Here is a 13,722-nt window from a genome sequence, read left to right as displayed (position 1 = left end):
GTCGGCGGGATTCGGGAACCAGACGCGCTGTTGCTCAGCGGGTCGACGAGCGACGATGCACCTGCGTCGTGACCGGCGAGGGCTCGAGAGGAGAACCCTCCAATCGCGCGATCATGAGCTCTACGCCCCTGTGCCCGGCCTCGTCGAGCATGAGGTCGACCGAGGTCAGCGGCGGACGGTTCACTTCGGCCATCCTGCTGTCGGTGAATGAGACGATTTCCACATCTTCCGGCACCGAGAGGCCGCGGGCTCGCGCCGCCTGCGTAACGCCGACGCCGAATCTGCTCGCGGCGACGAAGAACCGCCGAAAGCCCCGATCCAGCAGCGTCTCCGCGGTTTTGCGACCGCCCGATACGCCTTCGCCCTCGTAGAGCGAGATCTCCGTCAGCAGCTCCGGACGGCCGCGGTACGCCTGCGAGAGCGTGTTGCGGATGGCGCGGCGCCAGTGGTTCTCCTCGGTGCCGACGATCAGGGCGGCCGGAATCTCCTCGAGCTCGGTCAGGAGGGAGATCGCCTGCGCGATACCCCCTTCGTAATCGACGTGAACGTTCCACTCGGGGTCGATGCTCGAGTCCTCGGGAACTCCGTCGATGGTGACCACGGGCAGTCCGGTACGGAGTGCCTGTGCCAGAACGGCGTCCTCGAAGTAGGGGCTCGCGATGATGTACCCCTCGACCGGCAGTGTCGCATCGAACCCCTCCGATGTGTTGGGGATGTGCACGAGACCCCAGCCCTGTTCGAGGGAGTTCACCGCGGCGGCGCCGATGAGCCGGAGGAAGTTGTCCGTGCCGCCGAGGGAGCCGCGGATCGCATCGCGCGGTCGGATGATCATCCCGATCAGGCCGCTCCTGCCCCGCCGCATCGAGACGGCCAGAGCGTTGGTGGAGTAGTTCAGCGCGTCGATGGCATCGAGAACGCGGCGACGCGTGGCTTCCGAGATCGGTCGCTTGCCGGAGAGCGTGTGCGACACCGTGCTGATCGACACTCCGGCCTTCGTCGCGACATCCCGGATGGTGGGGGTATTGGGCGGACGCTTGCTGCCGGGGGGATCGGTTGACACAGAGTCATGCTAGTCGTACAGTCTGTGTCATTAATCAAATCGTTTTGATGAGTTCAAGGAGGAATGATGCCGAACAGTGCGGAACAGCACGGTGCCCGCCAGGTGCGCTCCGATCTTCTCGTGAGCACGGCGCAGTTCTGGGCCGACACGGATGTCGACGAGAACCTGCGCGTGATCGCCGCGATGGCCGACCGCGCTGCCGAACGCGGCAGCCAGCTGCTCGTACTGCCGGAGGCGTCGATGTTCCTCTGGCGTTCCGCTCCCGAAGCGCTCGCCGAAGCGGCGCGCCTGCACGGCGAGCGGTTCTTCGAACAGGTCGCAACGATCGCTCGCCGAGCGGGCGTGGCCATCGTCGCTCCCGGTTACGCTCCGAGCGATGACGGGCGGCCCTGGAATCGCATGGTCGCTTTCGACCGGACGGGAGAACGCGTCGCCACCTACGACAAGGTGCACCTCTACGACGCATTCGCGTATCTCGAGTCGGATTCCGTGCGCCCCGGCCCCGTGTACGAGGATCACGCCGAGTTGGGCGTATTCGACGTCGACGGCTGGAGGGTGGGCATGCTCAACTGCTACGACCTCCGGTTCCCGGAGATGTCCAGAGCGCTCGTGGATCGAGGGGCCGAGGTTCTTGCCATCGGATCGGCCTGGGTCGTCGGGCACCGAAAGGAGTTCCACTTCCGCACGCTTGCGCAGGCCAGGGCGATCGAGAACACCGTGTTTCTCGCGGCATCGACCCAGCAGGGCGATTTCTCCATCGGCGGCAGCGCGGTGTTCGGGCCGCTGGGCGACACTCTCGCGTCGGCCGAGCTCGATGCCGACCTCGTCACGGCACGGCTGCGGGACGAGGCGCTGCGAGAAGCCCGGGCCATACTGCCCGTCCTTGAGAATCGACGCTACCCGGGGCTGACTCCGGCACGCTGATCGCACCGAGACCCAGAAACCACGAAGAGAGGCAGATCACCATGACCAATACGGGTTCGCGACGCGAAGAAGCGTCGCGCCTCGACCGGCGGCACCTTCGCCGCGTCCTTTCGTCGGCAGCTATCGGACAGTTCGTCGAGTGGTACGACTTCGTCATCTACGCCTACTCCGCGACCGTGCTCGCGACGCTGTTCTTCCCGAACGAAGACCGCCTGGCCTCCTTGCTCGCGACCTTCGCCGTCTATGCCGTCGGTTTCGTCATGCGGCCGGTCGGCGCCATCGTCTTCGGCCACCTCGGCGACCGGATCGGTCGCCGAAACGTGCTCGCAGCGGTGATCCTGCTCATGGGCGCTGCGACGTTCGGCATCGGAATCCTGCCGACCTATGACCAGATCGGCATCACAGCGGCCTTCCTGCTCGTGCTCTGCCGTCTGCTGCAGGGCATGTCGGCCGGTGCGGAGACCACGGGTGCGAACGCTCTCGTGGCCGAGCATTCGCCCAAGCAGCGCCGCGGCATGTACGTGGCGTTCACGTATGCGTTCGCCAATCTGCCGGCCGTGTTCGCATCGCTGCTGGTGCTCTCGCTGACGTCGCTCATGGGCGATGAGATCTACAACGACTGGGGATGGCGCATCCCGTTCCTCCTGGGAGGCGTCATCGCGCTCGTCGGGCTCTACATCCGAAGGCGAGTGAGCGAGTCGCCGGAATTCGAAGCGCAGCGCAAGGCGGCGCCGGAGGAGACGAAGAGGAGCATCCCCCTGTTCTCCGCGATCCGCGAGAACTTCCGCGCGGTTGTCTTCGCGTTCGTTCTCGCGGCCCTCTCGAGCCTGGGGTTCTACACGCTGACCGGGTACTTCACGACGTATCTGCAGGAATCCGTTCGGGTGGACCCGTCCGTCGCGTTCCTGTCGAACGCCGTCGCTCTGCTGCTCGCGTTCATCTCGATGCCCATCGCCGGCGCCGTCTCCGACAGGATCGGCCGCAAGCCCGTACTGGTGACGGGAGCTCTCCTGAGCGCTGTGATAGCGGTTCCCGCCTACATGCTCGCCAGCAACGGCACGGCGCCGGGCGCGATCGCGGGGCAGGCGCTTCTGGGCATCTCGCTCGCGGTGTTCTTCGGCCCCTTCGGAGTTGCGTTCATCGAACTCTTTCCGGTGAAGAACCGGTTCAGTGGTGCCGGATTCGGGTACAACATCGCGTACGTGCTGTTCGGTGGCACCGCCCCGTACGTCAGCACGTGGCTGGTCGGTGCTACCGACAACCTGCTGGCCCCCGCGTTCTACATGGTGGTCATCGCCGGTCTCGTCGGCATCATCAGTTTCGCTCTGCCGAAGCCGCAGGTCGATGAGGAGGCCATACCTTCGGTACCCGAGCGGGAGCACGGCCCCGCGACCGAATAGCGTCAGGCGACGGGCCGCCGGTGCTCATCGAACCGGCGGCCCCGGATATACGGTGTTGCTATGACCCGTACGACCGTGTTCATCCATCCGCGCATCCGCACACTCGAGAACGAAGAGCCGCTCGACGGCGCGATCGTCGTCCGCGACGGACGCATCGCACTCCTGGGGTCGCTGGACGAGGCACGGGCTGTGGCCGGAGACGGCGCGGAAGAGGTCCGACTCGAGGGCGAGGCACTGCTGCCCGCCTTTCACGATGCGCACATCCATTCGGGCTCCATGGCTGCCGTGCGTCTGGGACCGGATCTCGCCGGGGCGACGAGCTATACCGAAGTGCTTGAACGTCTCCGCATCTTCGAGAAGGAAAACCCCGGTGACGGTTGGATTATGGGAGGTCGCTGGGATTCCAACGCGTGGCTGGACGGCGCGCAACCGCACCGCAGCGACCTCGATGCCATCTTCGGCGTCCGGCCCGTGATGTTATCGACGGTCGATGGCCACGCGGACTGGGCGAACTCGGCAGCGCTGACTCGGGCGGGCATCGAGGCGACGACGCCCGATCCGGGAGGAGGGCGCATCGTGAAGGACGCGACCGGCGAGCCGACGGGGCTGTTGCTGGAAAGCGCGTCGGGCTCCGTCGATCGAGTCGCCCGTGAAGAACTCGTCTTCAGCACGGAGGAGCTCCTGCGGGATGCGCAGCAGCATCTGCTCTCGCTCGGCATCGCGCACATCACCGATATCGACGGTGAGGATGTCAGAAGCGGATATCTCGCGCTGCGCGCTCGGGGTGATCTGCGCATCCGAGTGCACAAGATGACGCGGGCAGGAGAGATGCCCGCCGCACTGGCCGACGGGCGCCGGTTCGGCGACGGTGATGACTGGTTCACGACCGGTCCGGTGAAGATCTTCGCCGACGGCGCGCTCGGGCCGCACACGGCCCATTTCCATGATGACTTCGTCGGCGAACGTGGGAATCGCGGCATCGAGGTCACGGCGCAGGGAGAGATCGTCGAACTCGTGCGCAGCGCTGTCGATGCGGGGCTCGGGGCTGCCGTCCACGCGATCGGTGACCGCGCCAACACCCTCGTGCTGGAGGCGTTCGAGACCGTCGCCGACGATGCGCGAGTCCGGGGCGTCCCGCTGCGTATCGAGCACGCGCAGCACATCCGGCCGTCAGATCTCGATCGGTTCTCGGAACTGGGCGTCGTCGCGTCGATGCAGCCGACACACTGCACGAGCGATTTCCCGCTGTCCGTGCAGCTGCTCGGCAGTCGCCCCACGGCTCACTATCCGTGGCGTTCGTTACTCGATCGCGGCGTATGCGTTGCGTTCGGCTCCGATGCTCCTGTTGAACCGGCGGACCCGTTCCTCGGCATCCACGCGGCGGTCACCCGTCAGCGCGTTGACGGCGAACCGCACGGTGGCCGTGAACCCGATGAGCGTATAACGCTGACGGAGGCTCTGCGTGCCTACACGCTGGCCCCTGCGCAGGCAGCCGGACTTGCCGAGCACACCGGAAGGCTGGAGGCAGGGATGTTCGCCGACTTCATTACAGTCGATCAAGACCCGTACGAAGTCACTGAGGCCGACCTGTGGCGGATTCGCACGGAAGCGACGGTCGTCGGCGGGGAAGTCGTCTTCCGGAGATAGCGCTGCTGAACGTTCGCGCGCATAACGGACGACTCGACCGTCGTGAACGAATTACTGACCTATGCATCTGCTTTTCGTGTTCGATCAGTGATGCGCAGCGGTGTGCGTCAGTCGTTCGCGCTGTCCGCGATCCTGATGCCGACGGTGTTGCGCTCGTTCCGTTTGTCCCGTCTCGTGACGGAAACGCTCACGAGTGCGAGCACCATACCTGCGACCGCGAGGCCGATGCCCACCCAGCCCGGCGCGAGGTAGCCGAAGCCCGCAGCGATCACGACGCCTCCCAACGCCGCCCCGAGTCCGTTGCCCACGTTGAACGCGGCGTGATTCATGGCAGCTCCGAGGAGCGCGGCCCTGTCTGCGATGCGAATCAAGCGCGCTTGGATCGAGGGAATCAGGATCGACTGGGTCAGTCCGATCAGGAACACGGAGACGAACAGTCCCCACGCGGACGGCGCGAGCCATGTGTAGAGCAGCAGCGCTGCGATGAGCGACGAGAACCCGACGATGATGGTTTTCGTGATGTTCTTGTCACTGGCCCAGCCGCCTATGAAATTTCCGATCGTCATGCCGACACCCATGACCGCGAGCACCCAGGGGATGCTCGATGAGGAGAGTCCGGACACCTGCGTCGTCACCTCAGCGACGTACGAGTAGACGGCGAAGAATCCGCCGAAGCCGATGCAGCCGACCGCGATCATGATCCAACTGCGGAAGTTCCTGAAGACGCCGAGTTCCTGCCCTGCGCTCCTCTCGGGGTCACCTGGATACCGAGGCAGGGTGAGGAAGGTGAGCAGGAGCGTCACGGCGAAGATGACGGCGACGAGCACGTACGCCCAGCGCCAGCCGAAGCTCTGCCCGAGCCACGTGGCGAGTGGCACGCCCACGATGTTCGCGACCGTGAGGCCGGAGAGCGCGAGAGCTACGCCCTTCCCCTGACTGCCCGGGCCCATGATACGTGCGGCGATGAGCGAGGCGACCGCGAAGTAGGCGCCGTGAGGTAGCGCCGAGAGGAAACGGAAGACTGCGAGCGACGAGAAGTTCGGCGCCATCGCCGAAGCGATCGAGCCGACGATGAAGAGCCCGAGCAGCAGGAACGTCAGGCGCGCGTGCGAAGCCTTCGCTCCCAGCACGGACAACAGGGGAGCTCCGACGACGACGCCGAGGGCGTACATCGTGATCAGGATGCCGGCCCTCGCGATCTCGGTCTCGGGGGATGCCTCGTACCCCGGCAGCAGTTCCCGCGCGATGTCGGGGAGCAGCCCCATCTTGGCGAACTCGGTTACGCCGATGCCGAAGCCGCCGAGCGCGATGGCCAAGAGCGCTGTTACGCGGCGCGCTGGACTGAGTGTGTTCAAGGGGGCTGCTTTCTTCCGGGTGGGACGCCCCATTGCGCAGAAGTTTACAGACTAGGCCCTCGATGCGCCCCGCTGCTACAGCGAATTCCCGCCACCCCAACCAGAGATTCGTCAACTTCTCGGTCGCTGGGCGACGACACGCCGTGAGGGCGCCTTCCCATCGTCAGGCGACCGAGAAGTTGATTCTCGAGATGAGTGGGGTGGGGCAGCGGTCTAGATGACGTACTCGATCAAGCCGATGGGCTCTTCCGCCTTGCTGCCGCCGACTGGCTTCGCGGGGATGCCGACGACCGTGACGCCCGCATCCACGTCCCGGACGACGACCGCGTTCGAACCGACCTTCGCGCCCCTGCCGAGCGTGACGGGCCCCAACACTTTCGCCCCGGCGCCGATCAGGACGCCGTCGTGCAGTGTCGGATGCCGCTTCACGGCTTCCGTGGATGTTCCTCCGAGCGTGACCCCGTGGTAGAGCATGACGTCATCGCCCACCTCCGCGGTCTCGCCGATCACGACTCCCATGCCGTGGTCGATGAAGAAGCGTCGGCCGATGCGGGCGGCCGGGTGGATCTCCACGCCGGTGATCGCCCGCATCAGCTGAGAACCAGCACGTGCGAAGAATCTCAACCTTGCATTCCAGAGCACGTGGTGCCAGCGGTGCGCCCACACGGCGTGCAACGTGGAGTAGAGCAGAAAGATCGATGCGGAAGACGGCGAAGCGGGGTCGAGTCGCTTCGCGTTTCGGATGTCTTCGCGGATGTGGAACATGGCCCTGCCGTTACTGCTCCTCTGCCCAAAGCGGAGTCGAGAGGTAACGCTCGCCCGTGTCGGGCACGACGACGACGATCGTCTTGCCGGCGCTCTCGGGCTTCTTGGCCTCTTGCAGCGCGGTCCAGACCGCGGCGCCAGAGGAGATGCCCGCGAAGATGCCCTCCTTCGAGCCGAGCTCGCGGGCGACGGCGATCGCGTCATCGAGCTGCACGTCGACGACCTCGTCATACGCGTTCCTGTCGAGGATGTCGGGCACGAAGTTCGCGCCGAGGCCCTGAATCTTGTGCGGGCCCGCCTTGCCCTCCGTTAACAGCGGTGAGTCTGCCGGCTCGGTTGCAATGATACGGATGTCGGATTTCCGCTCACGCAGGTAGTTGCCGGCGCCCGTTATAGTGCCGCCGGTGCCGATTCCTGCGACGAAGACGTCGACGTCGCCATCCGTATCGTCCCAGATCTCGGGGCCTGTGGTTTCGCGGTGCACCACCACGTTCGCTTCGTTCGCGAACTGGCGAGCGAGCACGGCGTTGTCGGTCTCCGCGGCGATCTCTTCTGCACGCTGGACCGCACCGCGCATCCCGTCCGGGCCAGGCGTGAGGACAAGTTCCGCTCCGTAGGCCTTCAGGATCTGTCGGCGCTCGACCGACATCGTCTCCGGCATCGTCAGCACGACTCGATAGCCCTTTGCTGCTCCGACGAGTGCGAGCGCGATGCCGGTGTTGCCGCTCGTGCCTTCGACGATCGTGCCGCCGGGCTGGAGTTCGCCGGAGCGCTCCGCGGCCTCGATAATGGACTTGCCGATGCGGTCTTTCACGCTGGAGCCGGGGTTGAAGGACTCGAGTTTCGCGAGCACTGTGGCATTGCCGGTATCGATCGTGTGCAGCCGGACGAGTGGCGTGCCGCCGATCGTCTCGGCGATGTTCTGGGCGATTCGTGCCATTAGGTCACCTTTCATGCATTAGGAGCAACGCTTCTATCCTACGTGTGATGAAACACGTCACAAAGTTCTCGCATTCCCAAACCGTAACGCGGTGAAACTTCGGCGGAACGGGTACCTGCGTGGCCCTTGCGCGCTGTCCGGCGTGCGACTGCAATACGATTGCAGGAATGGCTCGCTCGTCCTCCTCGTCCCTGTCTTCGCACGAACGGGCGGGATTGTCCCCGCAGACGACTCCTCCACCGGTCGCGCAACTCGTGCGCGCTGCAGCTGCACGACTGGAATACGCCGGCATCGCGGGGCCGGATGCCCGGCTGCTGCTCTCGCACGCCCTTGCGTGCACGCCCGGTCGCCTGCGCATGCTCGAAGCGCTCGGAGAAACCGTGAGCGAGGAATGTGCCGAACGATTCGAGCAGCTGCTGACTCGACGGATCGCGCGCGAACCCCTGCAGCACATCACGGGCACGGCAGCGTTCCGGAACATCGAGCTCGAGGTGGGGCCGGGCGCGTTCGTGCCGAGACCCGAAACGGAGCTACTCGTCGAACTCGCGCTCGAATGCCTGCCGGAGGGCGGAAGCGTGATCGATGCAGGAACCGGATCGGGAGCGATCGCGATCTCGATCGCGACGGAACGGCCCGACGCCTCCGTCGCCGCGATCGAGGCGTCTCCCGCGGCATTCGTGTGGGCGAAGCGCAACGTACTCCGCCTGGCTCCCGGCATCCGACTCGTGCACGACCTGTTCGAGCGGGCGCTCGCGACAACGAGTGGGCTCGACGTACTCGTCTCCAACCCTCCCTACGTGCCGCACGCGGCCATCCCGCGTGATGTCGAGGTGTTCCTCCACGACCCGAAACAGGCGCTGTATTCGGGGCCGGACGGGCTCGATGCGATACGATCACTCGCCGCTGTCGGCACGAGAGCAGTGCGCAGCGGCGGCTCGATTCTGCTCGAGCACGCGGAGCACCAGGGCGCCGCTGTCAGGGAGATCCTGCTGGATGCCGGATGGCGAGGGCCCGTGACGAGCCCGGATCTCACGGGCCGCGACCGGGTCACCGCTGCGCGCCGCGACTGAGGAGCGCCACGGGCACGGTTACGATGTGTGTGTGCCAGAAACGTTCGACCTCACCGACTCCGCGCAGCTCCTCGCGGGGATGCGAGCGGCCAGGAAAGCGATAGGTCGCGGGGCACTCATCATCATGCCGACCGACACCGTGTACGGCGTCGCGGCGGACGCGTTCACGCCGCTCGCGGTCGCGGCGCTGCTGGCTGCGAAAGGGCGCGACAGGACGTCGCCGCCGCCCGTCCTGATTCCCAATCGTGCGACCGCGACGGCACTCGCGGAGCACATTCCGGAGGCGCTCGAGCCGTTGCTCGAGGAGCACTGGCCCGGCCCCCTGACCGTCATCGTGCGAGCGCGCCCGCAACTCGGCTGGGATCTCGGCGACACCAACGGCACGGTCGCGCTTCGGATCCCCGGCCAGCCGCTCGCGATCGAACTGTTGGAGGACACGGGGCCGCTTGCGGTCTCGAGCGCCAACCTGCACGGCCTCCCCGCTCCGAAGACCGCGGCGCGGGGCGCCTCCATGCTCGGCGGAGCGATCGAGGTCGTGCTCGATGCAGGGGAGGTCGGCGAGCATTACGAGCCGTACGAGAAGCAGAACGGCTCGACCATCATCGACGCCTCGCGCGCTGACGGTCTGCTGCGCATCGTGCGCCAGGGCGTGCTGAGCCGCGAGACGGTTGCGGGGTTCGTGGGGGAGGCCCTCGTCGATGCCGACTACGACGAGCGCGTTGCGCGCGAGCGAGAGGAAGCTGCTGAACCGGAGGCTGCCCATGGTGGGGGAAAGCAGGGCTCCGGCGAGGACAGCTCGGCTGGAACCTGATGTTCCTCATTCTGCTGCTTATCGCTGCGGTCGCGGCCCTCGTGACCTGGCTGACGAGCCTCGGCGTCTACCGAGTCGCCATGCGCTACCGCATCCACCCACCCGTGCGAGAGCGGGACGTGCACTCGCGCCCGACGCCGAGGCTGGGCGGCGTCGCGATGTTCATAGGGTTGCTGGCGGCGTTCATCGTCGCGTCCTTCATCCCGCAGTTCTCGTCCGTCTTCAGTGAGCCGCTGCGCATCGTCGTGCTGCTGGGCGCCGTGACGCTCATCGTCGTCGTCGGTGTGCTCGACGATTTGATCGAACTCGACTGGATGCTGAAGCTCGGTGCGCAGCTCGCGGTTGCGATCGCGATCGCTCTCTACAGCGTGCAGATCGTCTCGCTGCCGATAGCGGGGCTCACCGTCGGTTCCGCGACGCTCTCGATCACCAGCACCGTGCTCGTGCTCGTCCTGATCATGAACGCGGTGAACTTCATCGACGGGCTCGACGCGCTCGTCGCAGGCGTCACGATCATCGGTGCCACCGCCTTCTTCACCTACATCTGGATTCTGAGCCAGAGCCTCGGCCAGCAGAACGCCACCTTCTCGCTTGCCAGTCTGATCACGGCCATCGTGATCGGCGTGTGCCTTGGCGTCCTGCCGCTCAACTGGCATCCCGCGAAAATGTTCATAGGGGATGCCGGCGCGCTCATGGTGGGGCTGCTCACGGCAGTCAGCGCCGTCGCCGTTACAGGGCAGATCGACATCGCGGTCGTCGGTGGCCGTTCGCAGCTGGTCCCCGCGTTCATTCCGATTCTGTTGCCGCTCGCCATCCTGCTCATGCCGCTGCTGGACTTCGTCCTCGCCGTGCTGAGGCGACTGCTCAACGGCAAGAGTCCGTTCTCCGCCGACCGCAAGCATCTGCACCACAGACTTCTCGACATGGGTCACTCGCACTTCGGAGCCGTCCTGACGTTCTATGCCTGGACCGCGGTCGTCTCGATCGGGTGCATCATGTTCCTCTTCGTGCCACCGTGGACCGCTGTGACCTTCGTGCTCGTCGGGTTCTTGATCTGCGCGATCGTGACTGCGCTGCCCGTGACACCGAGACTGTGGCATTCTTTTTTGAGACTCGTACGAGTACGGACGCAGGAGCTTCGCCAACCAGGGGCCGAAGACGAAGAGCGATCCGCCGCAAGCAACCCGAGGGAGACCCGACAATGAACATCAAGTCGATCCTGCAGCGAATCCTCGTCTGGACCGCGGTGCTGGCGGTGGTCGTCGCGGTTGTCGGTGGCGTCGTCGGCTTCATCATCGGCGGGATGCCCGGCCTGTGGGGTGCTGTCATGGGAACCGTCCTCGCGCTCCTGTTCGGAGCACTGACGGCGCTTTCGCTGATGCTTGCGATCAACGTTTCGAAGGGAAACATGATCTCCGGCGCGTTCTTCGGCATCGTGCTCGGCGGATGGCTGCTGAAGTTCATCGTCTTCATAGCGCTGATCTTCGTCGTGCGTGACCTTGACTGGGTGAACCCCATCGCGGCGTTCATCAGCATCGTGGTGGCGATCGTCGGCTCGCTCGCAGTCGACATGACGGTCATCATCAAGGCCAGGCAGCCGATCATCGACGAAGAGCCTGTCGACGAGTCGACTTGGGGCCGACCCTCGAGCCGAAATTAGTTGTCAGCGCAAGCGCTCTTTGGCCGTGAGGACACTCAGCTTCTGCTAAGCTTACTGAGGCTCCACGGCCGCTACGGTAACGCGTGGCGTGATCTGGAGTCTGACAGCCGAACCACAGGCCTGCAAAACGCCTCGACTGTACGGAGACAGCGCTGAACGCCCTAACCGCCCTTGTTGCCGCCGATAATCTCGGATCCGTTGAGTTCCATCCCCCTTCGCTCGACGATTTCTTCCCGCCGGTCTTCCTCCTCGACGGCCTCACCATCGAGTGGCTAGGCAGCGACGAGCCGATCTTCGGCATCAACCGCGTCGTCATGTTGCGGCTGATATCGCTCGCCGTGCTGGTGCTGGTCTTCTGGCTCGGTACCCGCAGGCTCCGCCTGATCCCGACGCGCGGCCAGTCGGTCGTCGAGCTCGGTCTCGGCTTCGTGCGCAACAACATCGCGTACGAGATGCTCGGCGAGAAGGACGGCAAGCGATTCCTGCCGCTCCTCACGACGATCTTCTTCGTCGTGCTGTTCTGCAACATCACGGGTGTTGTTCCGCTACTGAATCTCGGCAGTACGTCGGTCATCGGTCTGCCGCTCGTGCTCGCCATTGCCGCATACGTCGCCTTCATCTACGCCGGGCTCAAAAAGCATCCGGGCGCCTTCCTGAAGAACTCGCTCTTCCCATCGGGTGTTCCCTGGCCGCTGTACATCCTCCTCACGCCGATCGAGTTCATCTCGACGTTCGTCATCCGCCCGATCACCCTGACTCTCCGACTCATGATGAATATGTTCGTCGGTCACATGATGCTCGTGCTGCTGTTCTCTGCAACGCACTTCTTCCTCCTCGGCGCACCGTGGGCGATGAAGGCCATCGGCGTCGGAACGCTTGGCGCGGCTTTCGCGTTCACGCTCTTCGAAGTGATGGTTTCGGTCCTGCAGGCGTACATCTTCGCAGTTCTGACCGCCGTGTACATCCAGCTGGCGCTGGCCGAAGAGCACTAATCGACAACTTCAACAACCAACCCAAACGACCTGGCGACCGCCAGACCAATAGGAAGGAAACACCGTGGACACTGCCACGACCCTGCTCGCCCAGCTCGAGGGCAACATCGCGACTGTCGGCTACGGTATCGCTGCCATTGGCCCCGCCATCGGTGTGGGCATCATCGTCGGTAAGACGATCGAGTCGATGGCTCGGCAGCCCGAAATGTCCGGTCGACTGATGATCACCATGTTCATCGGTATCGCGTTCACCGAGGCGCTCGCGTTCATCGGTATCGCCACCTACTTCTTCATGGTTTAAGGACGAAGTCATGACCCGCAACGTTGTCATCGAGGCCGCTGGGGAGAACATCCTCATCCCGGCGCCCTACGACATCATTTGGTCTGCGGTCGTCTTCTTCGTCGCGCTCCTGCTGTTCTGGAAGCTCGTGCTCCCGAAGCTGCAGAAGCTCCTGGATGAGCGAGCCGCAGCCATCGAGGGCGGCATCAAGAAGGCGGAAGAGGCCCAGGCCGAGGCCGCCGCAGCCCTCGAAAAGTACAATGCCGAGCTCGCGAAGGCCCGCGAAGAAGCCGCTGGAATCCGCGAGACAGCTCGCGCGAACGCAGCCAAGCTCGAAGCGGAGCTCAAGGAGCAGGCGAACGAGGAGGCATCGCGCATCATCGCGAACGCGCAGTCTCGCATCGAGTCGGAGCGGTCGAGTGCCGCAGCCGAACTTCGCCGCGAGGTGGGCACACTCGCACTCGACCTTTCCGAGAAGGTCGTCGGCGAGAGCCTGACCGACGACAAGGCATCAGCCATCGTCGATCGATTCCTCGCTGACCTCGAGGCACAGGAGGCTGGTCGCTAGTGAGCAGCGTATCCCGAGCGTCACTGGAGAGCGTCGTCGACGCTACGCAAAGCGAGCAGCTCTCCGTCGCAGACGCGGCCTCGATCCTGGCGGCGAGCCGGGCCATCGAGACCACACCGCAGTTGCAGTCGGCGCTGACCGACGGCGTTGCCGATGCGGATGCGCGTGCAGGGCTCGCTGAGCGAGCCTTCGCATCGCTCGCGGCCGGCTCGCGCGCTGTGGTTGCGAATGCTGCTCGGGCACGCTGGTC

Annotated in this window: 15 protein-coding genes; 11 read left to right on the top strand and 4 right to left on the bottom strand. The window is 65.1% G+C overall.

The features are described 5' to 3' along the window. Positions 1-34: 34 nt before the first annotated feature. On the bottom strand, positions 35-1,060 hold the full coding sequence (locus Q0O95_RS04200) for a LacI family DNA-binding transcriptional regulator (protein WP_293695631.1): 1,026 nt from the start codon (positions 1,058-1,060) through the stop codon (positions 35-37). Positions 1,061-1,126: 66 nt separating this feature from the next. Here Q0O95_RS04200 and Q0O95_RS04195 point away from each other — a divergent pair, with 66 nt between their 5' ends. Genes Q0O95_RS04195 through Q0O95_RS04185 form a run of 3 tightly spaced genes read left to right on the top strand, consistent with a single transcriptional unit; the run spans position 1,127 to position 5,031 of the window. Next, on the top strand, positions 1,127-1,984 hold the full coding sequence (locus Q0O95_RS04195; RefSeq protein ID WP_293695629.1) for a nitrilase-related carbon-nitrogen hydrolase: 858 nt from the start codon (positions 1,127-1,129) through the stop codon (positions 1,982-1,984). A 41-nt stretch (positions 1,985-2,025) separates the two neighbouring features. Beyond that, positions 2,026-3,384 carry an MFS transporter gene (locus Q0O95_RS04190; protein ID WP_293695628.1) on the top strand — a complete coding sequence of 453 codons (1,359 nt, stop codon included), beginning with the start codon at positions 2,026-2,028 and terminating at the stop codon, positions 3,382-3,384. Positions 3,385-3,444: 60 nt separating this feature from the next. Beyond that, a complete protein-coding gene (locus Q0O95_RS04185; RefSeq protein WP_293695626.1) occupies positions 3,445-5,031 on the top strand; it encodes an amidohydrolase in 1,587 nt (528 codons plus the stop codon). A gap of 107 nt (positions 5,032-5,138) precedes the next feature. On the opposite strand, the gene Q0O95_RS04180 is transcribed toward Q0O95_RS04185, so the two are convergent. The 3 genes from Q0O95_RS04180 to cysK form a co-directional block, all read right to left on the bottom strand. Next, complete coding sequence (locus Q0O95_RS04180) at positions 5,139-6,386, bottom strand: MFS transporter (protein ID WP_293695624.1); 1,248 nt, start codon at positions 6,384-6,386, stop codon at positions 5,139-5,141. A gap of 213 nt (positions 6,387-6,599) precedes the next feature. After that, positions 6,600-7,151: a serine O-acetyltransferase EpsC gene (gene epsC, locus Q0O95_RS04175; RefSeq protein WP_293695622.1), complete on the bottom strand. Its 552-nt coding sequence runs from the start codon at positions 7,149-7,151 to the stop codon at positions 6,600-6,602. A 10-nt stretch (positions 7,152-7,161) separates the two neighbouring features. Continuing rightward, the gene (gene cysK / locus Q0O95_RS04170) at positions 7,162-8,091 is read right to left on the bottom strand and encodes a cysteine synthase A (RefSeq protein ID WP_293695620.1); all 930 of its coding nucleotides are present in this window, start codon (positions 8,089-8,091) and stop codon (positions 7,162-7,164) included. Between the two features lie 167 nt (positions 8,092-8,258). On the opposite strand from cysK, the gene prmC reads away from it, so the two are divergent. The 8 genes from prmC to Q0O95_RS04130 all read left to right on the top strand — a co-directional run. Continuing rightward, positions 8,259-9,161 (top strand): peptide chain release factor N(5)-glutamine methyltransferase, encoded by a 903-nt coding sequence (gene prmC, locus Q0O95_RS04165; RefSeq protein WP_293695618.1) that lies wholly within the window; start codon positions 8,259-8,261, stop codon positions 9,159-9,161. Positions 9,162-9,192: 31 nt separating this feature from the next. Further along, a complete protein-coding gene (locus tag Q0O95_RS04160; protein WP_293695617.1) occupies positions 9,193-9,972 on the top strand; it encodes an L-threonylcarbamoyladenylate synthase in 780 nt (259 codons plus the stop codon). Then, positions 9,972-11,177: an MraY family glycosyltransferase gene (locus tag Q0O95_RS04155; RefSeq protein ID WP_293695616.1), complete on the top strand. Its 1,206-nt coding sequence runs from the start codon at positions 9,972-9,974 to the stop codon at positions 11,175-11,177. The genes Q0O95_RS04160 and Q0O95_RS04155 overlap by 1 nt, the downstream gene beginning before the upstream one ends. After that, a complete protein-coding gene (locus tag Q0O95_RS04150; protein ID WP_293695614.1) occupies positions 11,174-11,632 on the top strand; it encodes a hypothetical protein in 459 nt (152 codons plus the stop codon). Before Q0O95_RS04155 ends, Q0O95_RS04150 begins: the two co-directional genes overlap by 4 nt. 263 nt (positions 11,633-11,895) lie before the next feature. Then, complete coding sequence (atpB, locus tag Q0O95_RS04145) at positions 11,896-12,624, top strand: F0F1 ATP synthase subunit A (RefSeq protein WP_293695698.1); 729 nt, start codon at positions 11,896-11,898, stop codon at positions 12,622-12,624. Positions 12,625-12,688: 64 nt separating this feature from the next. Next, positions 12,689-12,925 carry an ATP synthase F0 subunit C gene (gene atpE / locus Q0O95_RS04140; protein ID WP_293695611.1) on the top strand — a complete coding sequence of 79 codons (237 nt, stop codon included), beginning with the start codon at positions 12,689-12,691 and terminating at the stop codon, positions 12,923-12,925. 10 nt (positions 12,926-12,935) lie between these two features. Then, positions 12,936-13,472 carry a F0F1 ATP synthase subunit B gene (locus tag Q0O95_RS04135; RefSeq protein ID WP_293695609.1) on the top strand — a complete coding sequence of 179 codons (537 nt, stop codon included), beginning with the start codon at positions 12,936-12,938 and terminating at the stop codon, positions 13,470-13,472. Further along, positions 13,472-13,722 (top strand): hypothetical protein (locus Q0O95_RS04130; RefSeq protein WP_293695606.1); only part of this gene is annotated, 251 nt, incomplete at its 3' end. The genes Q0O95_RS04135 and Q0O95_RS04130, both read left to right, overlap by 1 nt.

It is taken from the genome of uncultured Agrococcus sp., from assembly GCF_945915485.1.
In the GTDB taxonomy this organism is placed as follows: Bacteria; Actinomycetota; Actinomycetes; order Actinomycetales; family Microbacteriaceae; genus Agrococcus.
Note: the sequence above shows the minus strand (reverse complement) of the source record. Positions and strands in the feature narration are given on the sequence as shown.